Origin of the sequence: Nocardioides eburneus, from assembly GCF_040838215.1 — a bacterium.
Taxonomy (GTDB): domain Bacteria; phylum Actinomycetota; class Actinomycetes; order Propionibacteriales; family Nocardioidaceae; genus Nocardioides; species Nocardioides eburneus.
In genome coordinates this window covers 61,974-84,081 of the sequence record NZ_JBFPJR010000006.1, presented here as the reverse complement: position 1 = coordinate 84,081, position 22,108 = coordinate 61,974, and the positions used below count along the sequence as shown (strand labels likewise).

19 protein-coding genes, 1 tRNA gene and 1 pseudogene are annotated in these 22,108 nt (G+C 72.6%); 9 read left to right on the top strand and 12 right to left on the bottom strand.

What is annotated here, in order from left to right; genetic code table 11:
• Nucleotide 1 precedes the first annotated feature (1 nt).
• The 6 genes and pseudogenes from AB3X52_RS05010 to AB3X52_RS19420 all read right to left on the bottom strand — a co-directional run bounded on the left by AB3X52_RS05010 (nucleotide 2) and on the right by AB3X52_RS19420 (nucleotide 7,004).
• The gene (locus AB3X52_RS05010) at nucleotides 2-637 is read right to left on the bottom strand and encodes an HhH-GDP family DNA glycosylase (RefSeq protein WP_367991907.1); all 636 of its coding nucleotides are present in this window, start codon (nucleotides 635-637) and stop codon (nucleotides 2-4) included.
• Nucleotides 638-660: 23 nt separating this feature from the next.
• Nucleotides 661-1,680, bottom strand: coding sequence for a selenide, water dikinase SelD (gene selD / locus AB3X52_RS05005; RefSeq protein ID WP_367991905.1), 1,020 nt, complete (start codon nucleotides 1,678-1,680; stop codon nucleotides 661-663).
• Nucleotides 1,681-1,696: 16 nt separating this feature from the next.
• Nucleotides 1,697-2,722, bottom strand: a complete 1,026-nt coding sequence (gene nrfD / locus AB3X52_RS05000; protein WP_367991903.1) for an NrfD/PsrC family molybdoenzyme membrane anchor subunit — start codon at nucleotides 2,720-2,722, stop codon at nucleotides 1,697-1,699.
• Nucleotides 2,719-3,675, bottom strand: a complete 957-nt coding sequence (locus AB3X52_RS04995) for a 4Fe-4S dicluster domain-containing protein (protein ID WP_367991901.1) — start codon at nucleotides 3,673-3,675, stop codon at nucleotides 2,719-2,721. Before AB3X52_RS04995 ends, nrfD begins: the two co-directional genes overlap by 4 nt.
• A pseudogene (gene fdh, locus AB3X52_RS04990) lies at nucleotides 3,672-6,422 on the bottom strand (formate dehydrogenase); the annotation flags it as partial. The gene AB3X52_RS04995 and the pseudogene fdh, both read right to left, overlap by 4 nt.
• Nucleotides 6,423-6,434: 12 nt before the next feature.
• Nucleotides 6,435-7,004 carry a hypothetical protein gene (locus AB3X52_RS19420; protein WP_496559903.1) on the bottom strand — a complete coding sequence of 190 codons (570 nt, stop codon included), beginning with the start codon at nucleotides 7,002-7,004 and terminating at the stop codon, nucleotides 6,435-6,437.
• A gap of 163 nt (nucleotides 7,005-7,167) precedes the next feature.
• Between AB3X52_RS19420 and AB3X52_RS04985 the strand changes: the two genes are divergently transcribed.
• A tRNA-Sec gene (locus AB3X52_RS04985) sits at nucleotides 7,168-7,262 on the top strand.
• Between the two features lie 42 nt (nucleotides 7,263-7,304).
• Here AB3X52_RS04985 and AB3X52_RS04980 read toward each other — a convergent pair.
• From AB3X52_RS04980 to AB3X52_RS04965, 4 genes are read right to left on the bottom strand one after another with little or no spacing between them, the layout of a single operon-like run.
• Nucleotides 7,305-8,102 (bottom strand): class I SAM-dependent methyltransferase, encoded by a 798-nt coding sequence (locus AB3X52_RS04980; protein ID WP_367991897.1) that lies wholly within the window; start codon nucleotides 8,100-8,102, stop codon nucleotides 7,305-7,307.
• Nucleotides 8,103-8,112: 10 nt separating this feature from the next.
• Nucleotides 8,113-8,886 (bottom strand): ABC transporter ATP-binding protein, encoded by a 774-nt coding sequence (locus AB3X52_RS04975; RefSeq protein ID WP_367991895.1) that lies wholly within the window; start codon nucleotides 8,884-8,886, stop codon nucleotides 8,113-8,115.
• On the bottom strand, nucleotides 8,873-9,919 hold the full coding sequence (locus AB3X52_RS04970) for an ABC transporter substrate-binding protein (RefSeq protein ID WP_367991893.1): 1,047 nt from the start codon (nucleotides 9,917-9,919) through the stop codon (nucleotides 8,873-8,875). The genes AB3X52_RS04975 and AB3X52_RS04970 overlap by 14 nt, the downstream gene beginning before the upstream one ends.
• 14 nt (nucleotides 9,920-9,933) lie before the next feature.
• The gene (locus tag AB3X52_RS04965; protein WP_367991891.1) at nucleotides 9,934-11,049 is read right to left on the bottom strand and encodes a FecCD family ABC transporter permease; all 1,116 of its coding nucleotides are present in this window, start codon (nucleotides 11,047-11,049) and stop codon (nucleotides 9,934-9,936) included.
• Between the two features lie 114 nt (nucleotides 11,050-11,163).
• Here AB3X52_RS04965 and AB3X52_RS04960 point away from each other — a divergent pair, with 114 nt between their 5' ends.
• From AB3X52_RS04960 to AB3X52_RS04945, 4 genes are all read left to right on the top strand, one after another.
• Nucleotides 11,164-11,820, top strand: a complete 657-nt coding sequence (locus tag AB3X52_RS04960; protein WP_367991889.1) for an SCO family protein — start codon at nucleotides 11,164-11,166, stop codon at nucleotides 11,818-11,820.
• A gap of 73 nt (nucleotides 11,821-11,893) precedes the next feature.
• A complete protein-coding gene (locus AB3X52_RS04955; RefSeq protein WP_367991887.1) occupies nucleotides 11,894-12,499 on the top strand; it encodes a copper chaperone PCu(A)C in 606 nt (201 codons plus the stop codon).
• A gap of 2 nt (nucleotides 12,500-12,501) precedes the next feature.
• Nucleotides 12,502-13,836 carry a Dyp-type peroxidase gene (locus AB3X52_RS04950; protein WP_367991885.1) on the top strand — a complete coding sequence of 445 codons (1,335 nt, stop codon included), beginning with the start codon at nucleotides 12,502-12,504 and terminating at the stop codon, nucleotides 13,834-13,836.
• A gap of 78 nt (nucleotides 13,837-13,914) precedes the next feature.
• Entirely contained in the window at nucleotides 13,915-14,328 is a 414-nt protein-coding gene (locus AB3X52_RS04945; RefSeq protein WP_367992015.1) for a BlaI/MecI/CopY family transcriptional regulator, read from the top strand.
• Here AB3X52_RS04945 and AB3X52_RS04940 read toward each other — a convergent pair.
• Nucleotides 14,259-15,854 carry an MFS transporter gene (locus AB3X52_RS04940; protein WP_367991883.1) on the bottom strand — a complete coding sequence of 532 codons (1,596 nt, stop codon included), beginning with the start codon at nucleotides 15,852-15,854 and terminating at the stop codon, nucleotides 14,259-14,261. The two genes, AB3X52_RS04945 and AB3X52_RS04940, sit on opposite strands and share 70 nt — an antisense overlap.
• A 165-nt stretch (nucleotides 15,855-16,019) precedes the next feature.
• Between AB3X52_RS04940 and selA the strand changes: the two genes are divergently transcribed.
• Entirely contained in the window at nucleotides 16,020-17,390 is a 1,371-nt protein-coding gene (gene selA, locus AB3X52_RS04935; RefSeq protein WP_367991881.1) for an L-seryl-tRNA(Sec) selenium transferase, read from the top strand.
• Complete coding sequence (locus AB3X52_RS04930; RefSeq protein ID WP_367991879.1) at nucleotides 17,390-19,129, top strand: SelB domain-containing protein; 1,740 nt, start codon at nucleotides 17,390-17,392, stop codon at nucleotides 19,127-19,129. Before selA ends, AB3X52_RS04930 begins: the two co-directional genes overlap by 1 nt.
• On the opposite strand, the gene AB3X52_RS04925 is transcribed toward AB3X52_RS04930, so the two are convergent.
• Nucleotides 19,119-20,231, bottom strand: coding sequence for a threonine aldolase family protein (locus AB3X52_RS04925; RefSeq protein ID WP_367991877.1), 1,113 nt, complete (start codon nucleotides 20,229-20,231; stop codon nucleotides 19,119-19,121). The genes AB3X52_RS04930 and AB3X52_RS04925 overlap by 11 nt on opposite strands.
• 64 nt (nucleotides 20,232-20,295) lie before the next feature.
• On the opposite strand from AB3X52_RS04925, the gene AB3X52_RS04920 reads away from it, so the two are divergent.
• Both AB3X52_RS04920 and AB3X52_RS04915 read left to right on the top strand, forming a co-directional pair.
• Complete coding sequence (locus AB3X52_RS04920; RefSeq protein WP_367991875.1) at nucleotides 20,296-20,607, top strand: hypothetical protein; 312 nt, start codon at nucleotides 20,296-20,298, stop codon at nucleotides 20,605-20,607.
• Entirely contained in the window at nucleotides 20,600-22,102 is a 1,503-nt protein-coding gene (locus AB3X52_RS04915) for a hypothetical protein (protein ID WP_367991873.1), read from the top strand. Before AB3X52_RS04920 ends, AB3X52_RS04915 begins: the two co-directional genes overlap by 8 nt.
• The last annotated feature ends 6 nt before the right edge of the window (nucleotides 22,103-22,108 follow it).

Here is a 22,108-nt window from a genome sequence, read left to right as displayed (position 1 = left end):
CTCATCCCTGACGCACGTCGTCGACGACCGCCTTGTCCCGGGCGGCTCGGACGCAGCCGGCGACGAGGCGTGGCAGGTCCTTGCGGGCGACCAGATCCGCGAGCCGGTCGGCGGACCTCGGCAGTCCGAGACGCTCGGCGCCGTCCGCGGCCAGCTTGTCGACGTAGGGCGCCAGGTCGGCCCACACGCCCTGCACCTCACGGCAGAAGATCGCCGCACCGGCGGGGCCGATGCCCTTGAACCGCTGGAGGGCCTGCTCGACGTCCTTGCTGCCCTCACTCTCCTCGTGCAGCCGGCGCAGGTCGCCGTCGTATGTCTCGAGCAGGGTGTCGGCCAGCTCGCCGAGCTGGGTGGCGGTGCGCTCGTCGTAGCGCCGGTAGTGGCCGCGTCCCAGGGCATCGACCCGGTCCTGCCAGGAGGCCTCCCGCATCTTCTGCGGGGTGCGATAGCCGGCCTTGAAGAGCTCTCGCGCCGCCGCGACCGCGATGTCGGAGCCGATCCGTGCGGAGAGCAGCAGGCTCAACACCAGCAGCTGCCACAGCGGCGACGGCTTGTCGTGCAGCGTGATCCCCGCGTCCTGGGCGTACGTCGTCCCGTGCCGGTCGAGCAGGGCCTTGACCACATCCTCGTCACTCACCTCGGGCAGGTACCCGATCGGGGTCAGCGCACGACGATGGTGGTCTCCCCCTGCGCCGGCACGAGCTCGCCGATGACCGGGTAACCCGGGACCTCGCCCGCGACGAGCAGCCCCCCGGAGGTCTGCGCGTCGGCGAGGAGCACCAGCTCGTCCTCCGAGACCGCGGCGTCGACGTACGGCCGGACCCAGTCGAGGTTGCGGCGGCTCCCGCCGGGCACGTAGCCGGCGGCGTACGACGGCCGGACGGCCTCCAGGTAGGGCACGGCCGCCGAGTCGACGACGGCCGTCACGCCGCTCGCGCGGGCCATCTTGTGCAGGTGGCCGAGCAGGCCGAAGCCGGTGACGTCGGTGGCGCAGACCGCCCCGGCGGCGAGCGCGGCCCGCGACGCGTCGCGGTTGAGCGTGGTCATCAACGCGACGGCGTCGGGGAACACCTCGCCGGTCGCCTTGTGGCGGTTGTTGAGGACCCCGAGGCCGAGCGGCTTCGTCAGCGTCAGGGGTACGCCGGCGGCGCCGGCGTCGTTGCGAAGCAGCCGCTCCGCGTCCGCGAGCCCGGTGACCGCCAGGCCGTACTTCGGCTCCGGGTCGTCGATGCTGTGCCCGCCGGCGAGGTGGCAGCCGGCGGCCTTCGCGACGTCCGCACCGCCGCGCAGGACCTCGGCGGCGAGGTCGAACGGGATCTTGTCGCGCGGCCAGGCGAGCAGGTTGACCGCCACCAACGGCTCCCCGCCCATGGCGTAGACGTCGGAGAGCGCGTTGGTGGCGGCGATCCGGCCCCAGTCGTAGGGGTCGTCGACGACCGGGGTGAAGAAGTCCGTGGTCATCACGACGGCCCGGCTCCGTCCGTCGGGCCCGGCCTCGATCCGCACGACGGCGGCGTCGTCGCCATGCTCCACGCCGACGAGCAGATCGTCACCGGCGGGCGGCGTGAGACCCGACAGCACCCGCTCGAGCTCCCCCGGCGGCACCTTGCAGGCACACCCGCCACCGGCGGCGTACTGCGTGAGACGGACGGGGGACGTCGGGTCGGCAGCGGTGGTCACCCCGCCAACCTAGCCCTCACCCGATGGTCGGCGAGGTCTGCTTCCGCTCTGCGGCCTTGCGGGCGGCCCGCGCCTTCTGCGGGACGACGGTGTACTTCGGGTCGTTGGCCGAGGCGAGCCCGCCCTCGAAGATCCCGAACCGGGTGGTCACCGAGCCGGCAACGTACGTCGCCCCGGCGAGACGGCGCAACCACGGCCACCGGATCCCGAGCAGGTTGAGGACGTGCGCCGCCACCGTCAGCCGCTTCGCCGTCGTCATGAACCGGCCGCCCTTGCCCTCGTGGTAGGGCTCGGCCAAGCTGAGTGGGAATTGCGTGGCGAGGCGACGCTCCATGACCTCGCTGGCGACCAGCTCGACCGTGCCACCGACCAGCGCCATCCGCGCCGCCGGGGCATGCTCCGCCGACGGCGCCAGCAGCATCCCGACCCCGCCCGCGGCGGCGGCGCCGGAGCCACCGAAGACGAACGGCAGCTCGCGGTGGCCCTCGTGCCAGATCGGGACCGCGGTGTTGGCGAAGAGGGCCGCGGTGTAGGTCGCCAGCGGCGGCCCGGAGACCGCGGCGCCCATGCCCAGCAGCCGCTTGAGGCGCGGGAACCAGCCGGTCACCTCGAGCGCGGCGGCACCACCGGAGGCCGAGGCGAACGCGGAGAGGATGTAGGTGCCAACCGAGAGCGCCGACGTCGGCTTGAGCACCCGCAGCATGTTGAGGAACCGCTCCGGGCGGCCGAGGTCGTGGACCAGGAAGACGGTCCCGCCCATCGCGCCCCCGGCCGCGGCGAGCCGGGCGACCTTCTCCAGGCCGGGGCGGCCCGTCATCGCCGCGCCCTCGGCGAGGAGCGCCGAGCCTCCGGCCATCCCGCCGAGGAAGAGGTAGAGCGGCACGTCCGGGGTCTTCCACACCGGCGCCTTGATGATCGGGCGGCCGTAGTAGGACTCGAACTCCGCCTGCGGCACCATCGCGGCCTCGCCGCGGCCGCCACCGCCGCGCGAGCCCCCGCCGAGCCCGCCGCGTCCGGCCTTGCGCTTGCCGCCGGCGCTCACCGGCGACCTCCCAGGAACGACGCAGCGCCGAGCGCCGCGAGACCGACCGCGGCGGCGCCGACGTGCTTCCAGATCGAGCCCAGATCACGCGTGGTGACGACCGGGTCGGGCGGGAGACCGTAGACCTCCGGCTCGTCGAGCAGCAGGAAGAACGCGCCGTCGCCCCCGACGCCGTCCTCCGGGTCGGCGCCGTACAACCGAGCCACCTCGACACCCTGATCGTGCAGCTCCTCGACCCGCGCCTGCGCCCGCTCGCGCAGCTCGGTCAGCTCGCCGAACTGGATGGACTGGGTGGGGCACGCCTTGGCGCACATCGGGGTCTCGTCGACCTTGAGCCGGTCATAGCACATCGTGCACTTCCAGGCCCGGCCGTCGCCCTCGCGCACGTCGATGACGCCGTAGGGGCACGACGGGACGCAGTAGCCGCAGCCGTTGCAGATGTCGGGCTGGACCACGACCGTGCCGAACTCGGTGCGGAAGAGGGCGCCGGTCGGACAGTTGTCGAGGCAGCCGGCGTGGGTGCAGTGCTTGCAGACGTCCGACGACATCAGCCACCGCACACCGCCGTCGCCGGACGGCGCCTCCTGGTCGTTGATCTGCGGCAGCCCCTGAGGCACACCGACCGTCGGCATGCCGAGGTCGGTGCCGGCGGCGGCCGGGCGCGGCCCGGAGCCCTCGGGCACCGGCACGTCGACCGGCTGCTCGATGAAGGCGACGTGGCGCCAGGTGTTGGCGTTGAGGCTCTGGGTGTTGTCGTAGGACATCCCGCTGAGCACGAACCCGTCGTCCGGGACCATGTTCCACTCCTTGCACGCCACCTCGCAGGCCTTGCAGCCGATGCAGATCGAGGTGTCGGTGAAGAAGCCCATCCGGGGCGGATGCTCGTCGTCGTACCCCGCGTCGGCCTGGACGTCGTCCAGCCGGCCGAACAGCGACTCCGGGGTGAAGGTCACGCTTCCCCTCCTTCGGGCTCGTGGACGCCGTCCTTGTCGACGGCCGGGTCGACAGGCTCGTCGACCTCCGTGCCGTTGACGCGACCGGGCACGTGGGCCGTCCCGAGCCCGGCACGGCGGCGGTAGTCCTCGACGTACGTCACCAGCGCGGGGCCGCGCGGGCGCCGGCCGGGCCGGATGTCGCAGGTGCCGACCTTGTCCTGGATGTAGACGTTGGGGTCCATGGTGATCCCGACCAGGTCGTTGGGCGAGTCGCCGGGGACGAGACCGTTCGGACCCCAGTGATAGGGCAACCCGACCTGCTCCACCCAGCGGTCGCCGACCCGCAGCGACCTGAGTCGCTCCGTGACGAGCACGCGCGCCTCGATGGCGGTGCGGGCGGTCACGATCGTCACCCAGTCACCGTGGATGAGCCCGCGCTCCGCGGCGAGCCGCGGCGAGACCTCGCAGAACGGCTCCGGCTGGAGCTCGGTGAGGTAGGGCAGCGTGCGGCTCATCGCACCGGCGGTGTGATGCTCGGTCAGCCGGTAGGTCGTGTAGACGTAGGGGAACACGTCGCTGTAGTTGGGGTTCAGCGGGTTGGTCTCCTCCGCGACCCAGGTGCTGACCGGATTGCTCTGCTGCGGGTAGAGCGGGTTGTGGAACGGCGACTCGGCCGGCTCGAAGTGGGTCGGCAGCGGGCCGTCGGCGAGGCCGCTGCTCACGAAGAGCCAGGCCTTCCCGTCGGTCTGCATGATGAACGGGTCGGTGCCGGCGATCGCGTCGGGCCCCTTCGCCCCCTCCGGCGGAACGTAGTCGGGAGCCCGGTCGGCGATGAAGTCCGGCACGTCCTTCCCGGTCCACCTCCCGGCCTCGGCGTCCCACCACACCAGCTTCTTGCGCTCGCTCCACGGCGTGCCGTCCGGCGCCGCCGACGCGCGGTTGTAGAGGACGCGGCGGTTGGCCGGCCAGACCCAGCCCCACTCGGCGGCGATCTGGTCCTGCTCCCAATGGGGCTTGCGCCGCCGCGACTGGTTGACCTCGTCGGCGTAGACGCCGCAATAGATCCAGACCCCGCAGCGCGTCGAGCCGTCGGCCTTCAACTGCGTGTACGACGACAGCGCCTGCCCGTCCGGACCCACCCCGTTCATCTCCCGGAGGACGGCGGCGGCGTCGATCTCGCCCTCGTCGTCGAGCGGGTAGTCCCAGGTGAGGTCGAGCAGCGGGCGGTCCATCTCGTCCGTGGACCCGGCGAGCTTCTCCCGGATCTTGAGCCCGAGGAGGTAGTAGAACTCCAGGTCGCTCATCGCGTCGCCCGGCGGCGCGACGGCCTTGTCGCGCCACTGCAGCATCCGCTGGGTCTGGGTGAACGAGCCGGACTTCTCGACGTGGGAGGCGGCCGGCATCACGAAGACCTCGGTGCCGATCTTCTCGGTCTCGAGCTCGCCGGTCTCGATCTCGGGGCCGTCCTTCCAGAACGTCGCCGACTCGATCATCTGCATGTCGCGGACGACCAGCCAGTCGAGGTTGGCCAGTCCCATCCGCTGCATCTTGCCGTTGGCGCTGCCGACTGCGGGGTTCTGACCCACGAGGAAGTAGCCCTTGCAGTCCCCCTCGATCATCGCCTTCACGGTCGTGTAGGTGGAGTGGTCGCCGGTCATCCGCGGCAGGTAGTCCCAGCAGAAGTCGTTCTCCGCGGTCGCCGCGTCGCCCCACCACGCCTTGAGGAGGCTGACGGCGTATGTCCGGACGTTGCCCCAGAAGCCCGCCTTGCCCTCTTGACCTGCCAGGAAGCTGTCGAGGTCGTGGTGGAGGCCGGCATGCGGCATCGGCAGGTAGCCGGGCAGCAGGTTGAAGAGGGTGGGTACGTCGCTCGCGCCCTGGATGCTGGCATGGCCGCGCAGCGCCATGATGCCGCCGCCGGGTCGGCCGATATTGCCGAGCAGCAGCTGCAGGATCGACGCCGTACGGATCATCTGGGCGCCCGTGGAGTGCTGGGTCCAGCCGACGGCGTAGCAGAACGCCGCCGTGCGCTCCCGGCCGGAGTTGGCGACGAGGGCGTCCGCGACCTTCCGGAACTGCTCCGGGCTCACGCCGCAGACCTCCTCCACCATCTCCGGGGTGTAGCGGGCGAAGTGGCGCTTGAGGATCTGGAAGACGCAGCTCGGGTGTTGCAGCGTCTCGTCCCGGGCCGGCTTGTGCGGGACCGGCGGGCCGCCGGATCCGTGCGTGTCGGAGACCGCGGTCTCGTGGGACTGCCGGGCCTCGGCGCCGGTGACGCCGCTGTCCGCCTCGCTCTCCGGCTCGCCGCCGGGGACGTCGTCGCTGCCGGGCCGTGGCGCGTACTGCCACGTCGCGGGGTCGTAGTGGCCGGTCTCGGGGTCGAACCCGGAGAAGAGACCACCGAGGTCCTCGGTGTCCTGGTAGCGCTCATCGATGATCGCGGCCGCGTTGGTGTAGACCACGACATAGTCGCGGAAGTCCAGATCGTTGCTGACCACGTGGTTGATCAGGGCGCCGAGGAACACGATGTCGGAGCCGGCACGGATCGGGACGTGGAAGTCCGCGAGCGCCGAGGTCCGGGTGAACCGCGGGTCGACGTGGATGACCTGCGCCCCGCGCTTCTTCGCCTCCACGACCCACTGGAAGCCCACCGGGTGCGCCTCCGCCATGTTGGAGCCCTGGATCAGGATCAGGTCAGCGTTCGCCAGATCCTGCAGGTAGGTGGTCGCCCCACCCCGGCCGAACGAGGTTCCCAGACCGGGAACCGTGGAGGAGTGTCATATCCGCGCCTGGTTCTCGATCTGGAGCGCCCCCATGGCGGTGTAGAGCTTCTTCATGAGGTAGTTCTCTTCGTTGTCGAGAGCTGCCCCTCCGAGGCTCGCGATGCCGAGGGTACGGCGGGTGCGACGCCCCTCGGCGTCCTCCCACTCCCAGAACTGTCGGCGCGTCGCGATGACGCGGTCGGCGATCATGTCGATCGCGGTGTCGCTGTCGAGGTCCTCCCACTCAGTGGCGTACGGCCGGCGGTAGCGGACCTTCGTGACGCGGGTCGGGCTGGTCACCAGCTGCTGGCTGGCGCTGCCCTTCGGGCAGAGCCGGCCGCGCGAGATCGGACTCGCCGGGTTGCCCTCGATCTGGATGACCTGCTCGTCCTTGACGTAGACCTTCTGCGCGCAGCCGACCGCGCAGAACGGGCAGACCGACTCGGCGACCCGGTCGGCCTCGGCGATGCGCGGCTGGAGCGTCTCGCTGCGGGCGGACTGCGCCGCCCGGCCGCGACCGAGACGGTCCTCACCGGTGACCTGCTTGAGCAGCGGCCACTGGCCGATGAACTGCTTGACGCCCATCCCGGCCCTCCGTCTCGACGTTTCCCCACCCGTGGGACGACTATGGCAAAGAACGGGGTCACGGGCCAGAGCGCCCAGGCGTGTCGGCTCCGCCTTTCCGCCTGTCGGCAGGGCGCTGCTCCCCGGCCAGGAGGACACCCCGGCGCCCCGCTAGGGTGAGCGAGGAGGCGTTTCTCGTCTGGTGACGGGCGCGGTCTTCAAAGCCGTAGTGGCCGGGCATCCCGGTCAGGCGGGTTCGATTCCCGTCCGCCTCCGCCACATGCCCCGCCCCGAACGCTCGGGTGGGCCCCGGCGACGCTCTCAGCGGACGCCCATGATCACCCGGTTCTCGAAATAGCCCCAGATCTGCCCGGCCTCGGCGAACCCCGCGTCACGCAGAGCGGTGATGTGCATGGCGATGCCCGCCCGACGGGTGTCGACGCGACGTTCGCGGAGCACGTCCCGACGTTCCGCGAACGGCAGGCGCTCACGTTCGTCGAGCCGCTCGGAGTACGCCTCCAGCGCCGTCCACCACTGCGCGTAGTCCTCGTCGCCGTCGCGCTCGAAGACCTGCTCACGCTCGGCCTTCATCATGAGGGCGAGGTGCTGGAGCGTCGGCTCGGCGACGTCGTACGCCATGTGGTCGCCATCGAGGAACACGGCGCCCTCCGGCAGCAGGTCCGCGAGCTGGCGGTAGAGCCGGACCAGCTGGTCGGCGGCCAACCAGTGCAGTGCTGTCGTCGTGAGTACGGCGTCGATGCGCTCGCCCGCGAGCAGGTCCGTCCACCCGGGGTCGGTGAGATCGGCGCGGCGCAGCGTGAGCCGGCCGTCCTGGTCCCCGAGGTTGCGCCGCCCCAGCTCGAGCAGGACCGGGTCCATGTCGACGCCGATGCTCCGAGCGGCCGGGTTGCGGGTCAGGAAACGCTGGCTGAGCGACGCCGGCCCGCAGGCCAGGTCGAGGATCGTGACCTCCCTGCCCCGGAGCCGCTCGACGGCCTGGAACATCACCTCGAACCTCGCCTCGCGCAACGGGAGGTAGGCCGTCTGCTGGCGGTCCCAACGGTCGAGCCAGTGTGCCCAGTCGGCGCCGGCGCGGGTCGAGCTCTCAGTGGTGGTCATGGCGTTCTCCTCATGCCTTGGTGGGTCCGTCGTGCGGGGTGAAGACAAGATGCAGCCGGCCGTCGACGTCGACGCGGGTGACGCCGATGCCGTAGACCGGCTCGAGCGTCGCCGGGGTGAAGACCTCGCCCGGGGATCCGCTGGCAACCACGCGGCCGCGGTCCAGCAGGACGACGTGGTCGCAGTAGCGCGCGGCGAGGTTGAGGTCGTGCAGGACGACCACGGTGGTGACCTCGAGGCCGGCGACCAGGCCGAGCACGTCGTGCTGGTAGCGCACGTCGAGGTGGTTGGTCGGCTCGTCGAGGAGCAGGTGGCGCACATCCTGGGTGAGCGAGCGGGCGATCAGGACGCGCTGCTTCTCGCCGCCGGAGAGCGTGTCGACGCGCCGGTCGGCGAGGTGGGAGGCGCCGACGCGGGCGAGCGCGGCAGCCGCACGGGCGTGGTCGTCCGGAGAGTGGCGGTCGAAGACACCCTGGTGCGGCAGCCGTCCCAGCAGCACCATCTCGCGCACGGTGACCGGGAGGTCGCCGCCGCGTTCCTGGGCGACGACCGCGACCCGTCGGGCGGTACGCCGAGGCCCCAGCCGCGCCACCGGGTCGCCGTCGAGGGTGACGAGCCCGGCGGTGGGCCGCAGCGACCCGTAGAGGGTCCGCAGGAAGGTCGTCTTGCCGCTGCCGTTGGGACCGACGAGGCCGACCATCTGGCCGTCGCGGCCCTCGAGGAAGGCTCCCTCGAGGACCGGCGTCCGGCCGTAGGCGAACCCGATCCCCTCAGCGATGATCACGGCCCGTCTCCCCTTCCTTCCCGAGGGACGCCACCAGATGCTCGAGCCCGCTGACGGTGAGCGGCGTGGCAGGGTCACCGTAGGAGTAGTGCTCGGCGAGCACCCGTCCGGACCTCAGCGCGGTGAGTCCGTCGGTCCCGGGGACGGCCCGGAGAGTCTGCTCGAAGGTGTCCGGATCGCCGCTGGAGAGCAGGACGAGGACGTCGGGGTCGCGCTCGAGCAGGTCTTCGGTGGAGACGGTGAAGACTCGCTTGTCCTCCTCGCCGTACACATTGGTGAGGCCGGCCGCCTCGAGCTCCGCGTTGATCACCGCCCCGTTGCCGTACGCCTCGAGGAGGCCCGCGGCCTTGCCGACGTAGAGCGCCGCGGCCGTCGTCGTGCCCTTCGTGGCCTTCGCACGTGCCGCGGCCACCCGCTTCCTCAGGCTCGTCGCGAAGGTCGTGGCGCGCGACTGCTCGCCGAAGAGGCGTCCGAAGAGCGCGACCTCGTCGTAGACGTTCGCGAAGCTCACCGCCGCACGGGCGTGTCCGCGCTCGTCGCCGATCTCCCCGCAGTAGGACGGGTTGACGATGAGCGGAATGCCGGCCTTCTCCAGTGCTGCGCGCGTCAGCGTCGGGGTCTCGTAGCCGACCACCAGATCGGGCTCGGTGTTGATGACGCTCTCGAGGGAGGCCTGGACGCCGCCACCGCCGTTGACCGAGCTGTTGAGGTTCGGGATGCCTGCCAGGATTTCGTCGACGTCGCGGCCGAACAGGCCCCGCGGGAAGTCGCCGATCTTGGCCACCACCCGGTCGAGAGCGCCGACCCCCGCAACCAAGGAGACCTCCTCGTTGCCGACCAGCACCACCCGCTTCGGCGGGGCGGGGAGCGTCACGTCGACGCCGCAGTTCTTCACCGTGAGTGGGAAGCCGGGCGTCGACGCACCAGCGCTCGTCGGCGGCGCCGAGCCGCAGGCCGCCACCAGGGCGAACGCGGCGACCGCCAGCGCAAGAGCGACGGCAGAACGGCGACGGAACGGGTGCGGCGCAGTCACAGGAGTCTCCCGGGTCAGGCGTCGTAGGGGTCGAGCTGGCGGACGAGGGTGAGCAGGAACGGCACGCCGACGACCGCGGTGAGGACGCCGATCGGGAGCTCTGTCGGCGCGATCACGACGCGCGCGAGGGCGTCGGCGATGACCAGGAACGTGGCGCCGCACAGGGCCGAGACTGGCACCAGGAGCCGGTGGCCGGCGCCCACGATCCTGCGTCCCAGGTGCGGCATGACCAGGCCGACGAACCCGATGCCGCCGGAGACGGCGACGAGCGCGCCGACGCCGAGCGAGACGACCACGAGCAAGTGCAGCCGGAGTCGCGTGGGTGACACGCCGAGCGAGAGGGAGGTGTCGTCGCCGATCGTGAGCGCGTCGAGGCGCCGGCCCCACGCCGTGAGCAGCAGGAGCATCCCGACGACCACCCCGGCGACGACCCAGAGCGAGGCCCACTCGGCGCGGACCAGCGAGCCCAGCATGAAGAAGAGAACGGCCTGGGTGCCGGCCTGGTCCGAGGCCGGGGCGGCGAAGAGCAGGAAACTGGTGGTGGCCGAGAGCGCGTAGCCGACCGCCACCCCCGAGAGCAGCATCCGGACCGAGGTCAGCCGACCACCCGAACGGGCGATCGCGAAGACCCCCGCGGCCGAGACGAGCGCGCCGGCGAAGGCGCTCACCGTCAGCGAGTAGACGCCCGCGCTGACACCGAAGCCGAAGAGGATGAGCGCGGCGGCCCCGGTCGAGGCACCTGAGCTGATGCCCAGCAGGTAGGGCTCGGCGAGCGGGTTGCGGACCATCGCCTGCAGCGCTGCCCCGGCGGCGGCGAGCCCCGCCCCGACGACCGCCCCGAGCAGAACCCGCGGCACACGGAGGTTCCAGACGATCACCTCCTGGGCAGCCGACCAGTCGGCGTCGCCCACCGGGACACCGAGGTGGGCGAGCACGATCCGCGCGACCGTCACCGGGTCCATCGCCACCGGCCCGACACCCAGGGCGACGATCACCATGCCGAGCAGCACAAGAGCCAGCCCGGGGATCCACAGTGCCCGACGCCGGTCGCTCGTCCGTCGACCGACCGCTCCACCGACGCCCGCGCGCACCGCCTTGGCGTCGGGTTCGGAGTCAGCGGGAGCGTGCATCCGCCGATTATTGCAAAGCCTTTGCAATAGCTAGTGGCCGGGTTCTCGCCGGCCGTCCGAGATCGCCATGGCCCGCGAACGGCCCGCCTCCACGGCCTCTCTACCATTCATCTAGTGACCACGTGGACCACGCTCACCCGCCGTTTCACCACAGTGGTGCTCGTGACACTGCTCGCCGCTGTGGCCTCCGCATGCGGGTCGTCCGACGCGTCGTCGTCGGCGGCACCGACGCCGCTCGCGTCGATCAAGCAGTATCACCAGATCCCCCAGGAGCCGCTCGGTCCCGCGACCCAGCACATCGCCCAGGCCACCGAGGGCGGGACGTGGTCCTACGCCTCACCCGCCAAGGGCAAGCTGACGCTGCTCTACTTCGGCTACACGAGCTGCCCGGACATTTGCCCCACGACGATGGCCGATCTCGCTGTCGCCCTGCGCACGCTGCCCCATGCGATCGCGGACAAGATCTGGGTGCAGTTCGTCAGCACGGACCCGCACCGCGACACCCCGGCGCGGCTGCGCGCGTGGATCCACCACTACTCTCCCACCTTCCATGCCGGGCGGGCGCCGATCGAGCAGGTCATCGCCGCCGCCCGGACCTACGGCATCGGCATCAGCAAGCCGAAGGTGACCGAGCACGACTACCAGGTCACCCACGGGGCCGAGGTCATCGCCCTCGACCGGCACGGCGCCATGGTCGGCTACTTCAGCGCCCTCACCGGCGCGAAGGTCTACGCCGCTGCCCTCCCCACACTCGTCAAGGACTACGCATGAGCGAGCGCCAGCGAGCGACCATCCACAATCTCATGCGGCCGCGTCCGTATTCTGTCCTGACGGAGGCGACGGCATGAGCCCCCGCCCGACCCGTGTCGTGAGCCTGGCAGGTGTCGCCCTCACGCTCACCGTGGCGATGGGCGGCTGCGGCACCGACAGCCAGGACCGCTCCTCCGCTTCACGCACACCTTCCTACGCTGCGGCCACCGCTCGGCAACTCACCCTGACCGACGGCTGGGTCTCAGCCGTGGCCTCGGGGATGCCGGGCATGGACATGAGCGGTCCGGACACATCGGGCACCGACATGGGCGGCGAGAGCGCGGCGTACGCCACGGTGACCGACACCGGTCCCGACGACGACGCGATCGTCGGCGTCTCGACGCCCGCTGCGACGAGCGTCACCCTGCACAAGACCGTCACGAAGGACGCGGCCGGCACGATGATGGCGGTGCGGTCCATCCCGGTCGCGGCCGGAGGCCACGTGACGCTGCAGCCGGGCGGCTACCACGTCATGCTGATGGGCCTGAAGTCCGACTTCTCCGCCGGGTCGACCATCACGATGACCTGGCGCTTCCGCAGCGGCGCGACCCTCACCACAACCTTTCCGGTCATCGATGTCACCGACCGCCCGACTGCGTCGGACACGTCGGGCACGTCGGGCACGTCGGGCGAGGAGTAGCCATGGGCGCAGCCGAGGAGCCGCAGGAGCCGAGTGGTCCACCGCGGATCGCTCGCCGCTCGCTGCTGGGCTGGTCGGGCGCGGCCGGCGTGGCCGGGTTGGCCGCAGGCGGAGCCGGGGGCTTCCTCGCCGGCCGACGCCAGGGCGACGACGCTGCGGCCGCCGATGCCGAAGCCGACGACTCGACGCGCGCCCGGCTCACCCCCTCGGACGACCATGCAAGCGTCCGCCGACTCCCGATGGGGCTCGGCGACCGTATCCCCGCCTTCGGCACCGTGCTCGCCTTCGACCTCTCCCCCGCAGCTCGTCGAGCGCCCGACCAGGCTCGCACGGCCGCGATCGACTTCCTCACCCACGTGAGCCGGCTCGCCGACCATGCGGCCACAGCCTCGTCATTCCCGACCGACCGCGACACGCTCGACCCGCAGGCCACCGCCGCCGCGAGCCTCGACCTGCGCCCCGCCAGCCTCCAGATCACACCCGGCGTCGGTGCGTCGCTCCTCGCGGCCTGCGGTGTGGAGCACCAGCGTCCGGAGGCCTTCATCGACCTGCCGTCCTTCGCGACAGACCGACTCGACCCAGGTCTCAGCCACGGCGACCTGCTGGTCCAGGTCGGCGCCGAGGACCCTCTCAAGATGTCCGGCGTGGTGCAGGCGGTGATGTCCTATGTGCGCACGCAGCTGCGCGACTCGGTCCGGCTGCGCTGGTCGCGGCCGGGCTTCCGCAACACCGCGGCCGCCTCGAGCGACCCGGCCACCACGAGCCGCAACCTCATGGGGCACCGTGACGGCACCGACAACCCTGCCCTCCGCACCCCGCTGTGGCAGATCTCGGTCCAGGCCCAGTCGCCCGGGTGGATGACAGGCGGCAGCTATCTCGTGGCCCGGCAGATCCTCATCGATCTCGACGCCTGGTTCACCCATCCCGAGAGCGGCCGCGACAAGGTCATCGGCCGGAGCACCGCCACCGGAGCCGCGTTGGGCCAGCACCGCGAGTCCCAGCCGGTCGATCTCTCCGCACGCCGCAGCGACGGCGAGCCGGCGGTTCCCGCGCATGCGCACATTCGCCTCGCCAGCCCCCAGAACACCGGCGGGGCCCGCATCTACCGCCGCAGCTGGAACTTCGACGACGGCTACCGCGACGGCCGGCGTCGGGCGGGGTTGATGTTCCTGGCCTGGCAGGCCGACATCCGACTCGGGTTCCTCCCGATCCAACACGCCCTCACCCGCCACAATGACGCGTTGAACCGGTTCACCACCCACATCGGCAGCGCCGTCTTCGCCGTCCCCGCCCGAGGCGACGACGCCTACGTCGGCCAGCGACTCCTGGAGGCTTGATGCTCGACCCCCAGAGCCCATCCCCCGCCCAGGGGCGCCGACGCCACGGCGCACTCCGCGACGAGATCCCTCAGCCTCCTGCTCCACGCTGACAGCCCGCTGACCGCGCGCCGGATCACCGACACGCTCGCCAGGCCGGGCGGCACCGGGCCCGCCCTCACCACCGTGCTCACGGTTCTCGACCGCCTGCACCGCGCCGGCGAGGTCGACAAGGCCCGCGCGGCGGGCGGCGAGCTGCTCTTCAGCGCCGCCCGGCACGAGGCCGGCTCGGTCGCCAACGACATGCTGAAGGCCCTGCTGCGCAGCAAGGACCGCACCGGCGCACTGCTCAGCTTCGCCGGAAACCTGAGCACCGACGACCTCGCCGTCCTTCGCGACGCTCGCGAGCCTGGCCTCCGCGATCGGCGCCGCGGTGGGGACGATCAGGCCTCCGACACGACGAGGTGCTCGACGACAGGCTGCTCCTCGGCCAGAGCGGTGGCCCGTCGGTAGAGCTCCGCGTCGTACCCCGTCCATCGGACGGTGTGCTGCAGCTCGTGCTCGTTCCAGCTCGGGACCAGGAACTCCTCGATGAACGTCGTCGGCGCGTCGCTCGGCCGCAGCAGCCGCCAACGGGAGGCACCGGTCCGGCGCCGTGAGCGCTGGACCTCCCGCATGGCCGTGCGGAAGGCGTCGACGTTCTCCGGAGCGACCCGATAGCTGATGCGTACGACGACGGGCGCGGTGTCGACGGCCTCCAACTGGAGCTCGGGCAGCCCGGAGGAGAGCGGCACGACGCCCCGATCCAGCGTCCCACTGCGGGCCCGCACCGGGATGAGGAGCACCGAGAGCGCGACCAGCGCGAGCAGCACCGCCGCCGTGGTGAGCGTCGCGCGCAGGCCGAGATGCGGGACGACCAGACCCCACAGGAAGGAGCCGACCGCCTGCGACCCCATGAACACGAGCAGATACATCGAGAGGCCGCGGGCGCGCACCCATCCGGGGAGGCTCAGTTGCATCGCGACGTTGAGGGTGGTCAGCTGCACCATCCACGCGACGCCGGCGATGAGCATGACCACGAGCATGGGCCACAGCGGCAGCCAGGCCGCGCAGAGCGTAGCCACCGCGAAGACCGCTGCCGAACAGGTGAGCATCACCGTGCGGCTCAGGTGGTCGCGGATGGTGCCGATGGTGAGCGTGCCGACGATCGCGCCGGCTCCGAGCAGCGCGAGCAAGGCGCTGTAGCCGCCCGCTCCCGTGCCCATGAGCGAATGGGCCGCGGACGGCAGCAGCGCGAGCAGGGCGCTGGCCGGGAAGGCGAAGAGCGCGCAGCGCAGCAGGATGCGGCGTACGCCGGGGGCCGCACGGGCGTAGCGCAGGCCGGAGGCCAGCCCGGACAGCACGTGTTCGCGGACGGCGGAGTCCGGTCGACGCTCGCGCCGCCACACCACCAGAGCGGCCGTCACGGCGAGGAACGACACCGTGTTGAGCGCGAAGACGACGCCGGGACCGGCCGCCGCGACGAGGACACCGGCGACCGCCGGACCGACCGCGCGAGCGCCGTTGACCGTGATGCTGCCCAGCGCGGAGGCCTGGGTGAGCTCCTCGCGTGGGACGAGCTCGGGCTGGATCGCCTGCCAGGCCGGGCCGGTGATCGCGGCGCTGCACCCGAGGAGGAAGGTGAACCCGAGCAGCGCCCACGGGTCGAGCCGGTCGGCCAGCGTCACCACGGTCAGCACGAGCGCGATCGCCGTGGAGACCAGGCTGGTGGTCATCAGGAGGGTGCGCCGGTTGACGAGATCCGCCGTGACGCCCGCCAGGAGCGCGAGCAGGAGCACCGGCAGGGTGTCGGCCGTCTGCGTCCACGCCACCATCGAGTCGTTGTGCGCCCGCTCGACCAGGAACCACTGGGCGCCGACGCCCTGCATCCAGGTGCCGATGTTGGAGACGAACTGCGCGAGGAACAACATCCGGAACGCGGGCCGGCGCAGTGGAGCGAACGCCGCGCCGCGCGCCCGCTGTGCGGCATCGGTGGTCATCGTCGCCTCCCGCTCGTCGCGCCCGTCCCGACGTGGTTCGCCTCTCGTCACGGTATCCCCGCGCGGACGGGCGGGCCGACCGCGCGCCGCCGTGCCGAGCCACTAGATTGGCGGTCGAGGGCCGACCACTCGGGTCAGCCCGACGGACCGGACGGGGAGGAAGGCGTGCGCGACGATCCCCGCCGGCGTACGCCGCGCACCGACGCCGTCCTGGCCGATCCTGCCGTCGCCGAGGCGATCGGTCGGCTCGGGCGGGCACGCATCAAGGCGGCGCTGGCGACGGTCCTCGAGGCGTGCCGTCGTGGCGAGGTGCCGCCCGAGTCGGTCGTACGCCGCCTGCTGGAGGCGCTGCCCGGCTCGGCCGCCTCGCTGCGACCGGTCGTCAACGCCACCGGCGTCGTCGTCCACACCAACCTCGGCCGGGCGCCGCTCTCGGCGGCGGCCATCGACGCGGTCGCACGGGCGGCCGGCCCCACCGACGTCGAGCTCGACCTGGCGACCGGCCGCCGCGGGAGGCGCGGCGCCTCCACGATGGCGGCTCTCGCCGCCGCGGTCCCCGACGCCGGCGACGTCCACGTGGTCAACAACGGCGCCGCCGCGCTCGGCCTCGCCGCGCTCGCGCTCGCGGCCGGGCGTCGGATCGTGATCGCCCGTGGCGAGCTGGTCGAGATCGGCGACGGCTTCCGGATCCCCGAGCTCCTGGAGTCCGTGGGCGCGCAGCTGCGGGAGGTCGGGACGACCAACCGCGTGCGGCTCGAGGACTACGAGCGGGCCGTGGACGACCCCGACGGCCGGGTGGCGTTCCTGCTGAAGGTGCACCCGTCCAACTTCCGGGTCGAGGGGTTCACCTCGTCCGTCCCGGTCGCTGCGCTCGCCGGACTCGGTGCCCGCGCCGGGCTGCCGGTGGTGGTCGACATCGGCTCGGGCCTGCTGACGCCACATCCGCGGCTGCCCGACGAGCCGGACGCCACGACGATGCTGCGTGCAGGCGCCGCGCTCGTCACCGCCTCCGGCGACAAGCTGCTCGGCGGTCCCCAGGCGGGCCTGCTGCTCGGCGACGCCGACCTGGTCCACCGCCTGCGGCGTCATCCGTTCGCGCGGGCCCTGCGGGTCGACAAGCTCACCCTGGCCGCGCTCGAGGCGACGCTGACCGGCCCGACGCCACCCGTCGCCCAGGCCCTCGCCGGCCGCCCCGAGGACCTCATGGGTCGTGCCCGCGCGCTCGCGGTCGCGATCGGCACCGACCTCGCCACGGCGGTCGCCTCCGAGGGCCGGGTCGGCGGCGGAGGCGGTCCCGGCGTACCCCTGCCGAGTGCGGCCGTCGCTCTTCCGCACGAGCTCGCCGCCCCGCTGCGGCTCGGCGACCCCTCGGTGGTCGGCCACGTGCACGACGGTCGGTTGCTGCTCGACCTGCTCACCGTGCCGCCCGAGCACGACCCGCTGCTCGCGAAGGCGGTCGCCGCGGTGCGCGGGTCGGCCGCAGCGGTCGGCGCGACCGGTGGCGCGACCGCCACGGCACCCGAGGAGCGTGCGTAGTGCACGTCGTCGCCACCGCCGGCCACGTCGACCACGGCAAGTCGACGCTCGTGCGCGCCCTGACCGGCACGGACCCCGACCGGCTCGAGGAGGAGCGGCGCCGCGGGCTCTCGATCGAGCTCGGCTACGCCTGGACGGTGCTCCCGGGCCTGCCCGCGCCGGGCGAGGTCGCGTTCGTCGACGTGCCGGGCCACCAGCGCTTCCTCGCGACGGCACTCGCCGGCGTCGGCCCGGTGCCGATCGCGATGCTGGTCGTCGCCGCCGACGACCCGTGGATGCCGCAGGCCGCCGAGCACCTCGCCGCGCTCGATGCCCTCAAGGTGTCGCACGGTCTCGTCGTCGTGACCCGCGCCGACCTCGCCGATCCTGCGCCGGCGCTGGCCCGCGCCCGGGCGGAGATCGACCGGACCTCCCTCGCCGGTGCCCCGGCGGTGGTGGTGAGCGGCCGCACCGGTGCGGGCCTCGACACGCTCCGGGACACGCTCGTCCGAGTGCTGGCCGAGGTGTCGCCGCCGCCCGCCGACGCCGACGTACGCCTCTGGGTCGACCGACGCTTCCACATCCGCGGCGCCGGCACCGTCGTCACCGGCACCCTCCCGGCCGGCACGGTGGCCGTCGGCGACCAGCTGGAGGCCGTGGACGGCAGCACCGTCCGCGTCCGCGGCATCGAGTCTCTCGGAACGCCCCGAGAGCGCATGTCGGGCGTGGCGCGGGTGGCGCTCGACCTCGGCGGCCACGCACCCGACGCCGTCGCCCGGGGCACGGCGCTCGTCACACCCGACGCCTTCTCGCCGGCCTCGGTCGTCGACGTGGCGCTCACCGGTGACGGCCGGGTGCCGGAACGGCCGGTGCTCCACCTGGGGTCGGCCCTGGTCGGCGTCCACGTCCGGCCGCTCGGCAAGGACTTCTACCGGTTGACCCTCGATGACCCGCTGCCCTTGCGCATCGGCGACCGGGCGATCGTGCGCGACCCCGGCAGCCGTCTCCTATGGGGCGCCCGGATCCTCGACCCGTCCCCACCCGCGCTCGGTCGCCGAGGCGCCGCGGCCCGCCGCGCGGAGGTCCTCCTCGACCACGACGGGACCCTCGCGGCCGAGCTCCGCACCCGCGGTGTCGTACGCCGCTCGCTGCTGCGCCGGATCGGTGCCCCGCTCGCGCCACTGCCGGACGGGGCCCTGGTCGCCGGCGACTGGCTCGTGGCACCCGAGCGCGCCGCCGCCCTGCGCGCCGACCTGGTCGCGGCGGTGCGTGCCGCCGGACACGGCGGCCTGCCGGTCGCGGCCGCCGCCCACCGGCTCGACGTGCCCGACCCGGCGCTCGTCGCGGCGCTCGTGGCACCCCCGGTCGTCTCGGAGGGCGGCCGGCTGACGCTGGCGGGCGCGTCGCTGCCGCCGGCCGCGACACAGGCGCTCGAGCGGCTCCGCGGCCATCTCGCCGACACGCCCTTCGCCGCGCCCACCGCGGAGGAGCTCGACAGGCTCGGTCTCGACGGAGCCACGATCGCGGTCCTCCACCGCGCCGGTCTGCTGCTGCGGCTCGCGCCCGGCGTCGTACTCCTCCCCGACGCCGCCGACCGCGCCGCCGAGGCTCTCGCCGCGCTCCCCCAGCCGTTCACGACCAGCCAGGCCCGACAGGTGCTCGGCACCTCACGCCGGGTCGCCCTCCCGCTGCTCGGTCATCTCGACGCGACGGGCCGCACGCTCCGGCTGCCCGACGACACCCGGCGACTCAGGGGCTGATGCCCTCCACGATCGCCGCGATCTGGGCCGCCACCGTCGCAGGATCCAGCTCCAGCGCCGCCTCGCCGATGGCGAGCTCGGTGACGATCCGGCCGGGTTCGTCGCTCGGCGACCAGGGCGGACTGATCGCGATGCCGTGCTCCTCCATGAACCCCGCCAGGCGCTCGTTCACCGTGTCGGCGTCGCCGGCGCCGTAGACGAGGAAGGTGTTCGTCTGCGGCACCGCCGGCTGCGTGACCACCGAGGCGGGCAGCGCCTCGGCCAGCGCACGCGCCCACGCCACCAGGTCGGGCATGAGCGGCAGCCGGTCGCGCAGACCGACCAGGGCCGCGACCGCCTCCGGCGTCGTGCGGAAGATCGTCCCGCCCATCCGGCGTCGCCACAGCCGCGCCTCGTCGATGACGTCGTCGTCGCCGACCAGCGCGGCGCCGGCGAGGCCACCGATCCCCTTGTAGAACGAGACGTAGACCGTGTCCGCCAGGGCTGCGAGCTCCGTCAGCTCCTTCTCGAACCACGGCTGCGACTCCCAGATGCGCGCACCGTCGACATGCAGGGCGATCCCGCGCTCGCGGCAGGCCGCGGAGAGATCGGCCAGCTCGTCGTACGTCGGCAGGAGGCAGCCGGCGTCCCGCAGCGGCAGCTCGACGAGTACGGCGGCCAGTCGGCCCGGGATCGCGTCGAGGTGCTCCCTCGTGGCCGGCACCCGCCCCCGGGTGAGGTGCTCGACCTGCAGGTCCTGCAGGATCCGCGGACCGTCCTCCTCGTGCACGAGCAGATGGCTGAGGTCCGGCATCGCGACCCTGCGCGTGCCGGCGCGGTCGGCGTGGATCCGGAGCGCCACCTGCTGCGCCATGACGCCGCTCGGGAAGAAGGCGGCGGCGTCCCGACCGAGCAGCCCGGCGACCTCGGTCTCCAGCCGCGCAACCGCGCCGCGCTCGCCGTACGCGTCCCACTCCTCGATCCCGAGCTCGCGGCAGGCCGCGGCCAGCGCGTCGAAGGTCTCCGCCGGCGACAGTGGACGCCGGTCGAGCCTCCGGTCGCAGGCGAGCGTCGCGGCGCGCAACCGCTCCGCGAGGGCATCGGAGGCGGAGCCGTGGGGCATGGGTTCACCGTATCCGCCGGCTGCGGAGGTTTGGCCGCCCGTGTCGGGTGGGACAAGAGGAGGCATGGGCGAGGTACAGATCGACTATCCCAAGATGAAGGTGGTCGCCGGTGAGCTCGACGACGACCGGTCGGCGCTGGCGAAAGCGAAGAAGATCAGCACGCCGGACACGGGCGTGCCACTTGACGGGCTCGACCACGGGACCTTCGCCCTCGAGGACGTCGTGAGCAGCGACGTCGGCTCCTTGGTCTCCTGGCTCCGTCACCGCCACCACGACATCCAGAAGGTCATCGACGACCTCTCCGGTGCCGATGACCTCGCCGTCTCGAAGGTCAAGACCCTCTACCACAACCTGAGGACCGGCTTCGATGACTGAGCGATGGGGCCTCCAGATGAGCGGTGACGGCGGCGAGGGCACCCAGTACTGGCTGGTGCGCGACGGTGGCGATCCGGGGTCGTGCGTCACCGCCGCCGACGACCTACGCGCACTGCGGAAGAAGCTCAGTGCGGCCTTCGACACCCAGGACTCCCACGAGAACCTCCCGCACGAGGTCCTGGGCGGCAAGGCAGGCCATGCTTTCCGGCACGGCGCCCGTGCCTCCAAGCAGACGATCTGGGACCTCCACAACAAGGTGCTCAGCGCGGAGACCGCCCTACGACAGCTGAGCGGCGACATGAAGCACGTCGACCAGATGTTGCGCGATGTGCGCCGATCGGCCCCGGACGGCACGGTGAGCCACCATGTCCTGACGAACTCCATCTATCTGGCGGGTCTGAGCGGAGATCCCGATTTCCAGGTGAAGATGAACGACGCCATCGAACAATGGTCGAGGGCTGACGGCTACTGGTACCTCGCTCAGTTGAGCTTCTACACGACGATGACGCTGCTCGCCGACAGCTTCCCGCCCTACCCCAACACCGGACACGCGGCCCCGCCTGCCGACATCACGCTCCCGCACGGCGGCGGCTGGCGTGCGCCCGACATGCCCGGCAACCTGCCCTTCAACGGCCACCGCCACCAGCCGGGTGACCCCAGCCCGAGCGGCGATCCCGGTGAGCCGACAGGCGGCGACCCGGCCGGGAACCACAGCACTGGGGGCGGCGGCGGTGGCGGCACGCCGACCGGCCACGGCAGCGATCCGGGCGGCGGGCACCCGGCCGTGAAGCACCACGAGCCGCAGCTCACGCCCGAGCAGCGCCACCTGCTCCGCGAGCAGATCCACGAGCAGCGCCAGGAGGTACGCCGCCTGCAGCACCAGATCGACGCCCTCGAGAAGGACGCGCCCGAGCCCGGCGACCCCGCGGCGGCCGCCTACCACGCCCAGATCCGGACGCTGCAGTCCCAGATCCAGCTCCGCCACGACCAGATCGCGACACTCGAGCACCAGCTCCACCCGCACGCCGGCGACCATCATCCCGGCCACCAGCACGGGCACGGCGGAGGCCGGGGCCATCTCGAGGCGGCCGCACACTTCGAGCAGATCCCGGTCGGCGACGGGACCGAGGATGCCCAGGACCTCACCGACCCGCTGGCACCGGTAGAGACACCGGCACCGGAGGCCGCCTCCGTCCCGCCCACCGACGACCCCGCCGCCGCCTCGAGCGGCGACGACGCCGGTACGCCGGAGGCGACCAGCGCCATCCCGACCCCGGGCCTCGCGACGGATCCGACGGGCCCCACCGCCGGCGCCACGGGCGAGGCCACGTCCGAGGCCACGTCCGATGCCACGTCCGATGCCGTGCCGGACGCCACGGTCACCGATCCGGTCGCGGCCGACGGCAGGCGGGCCGACGAGGCGAACGCCACGACGACCCAGGCGCCGACCCGCGCCCGGCTCGCGGCCCGCCTCGGCGGCGCCGATCAGGTCTGAGCGCGC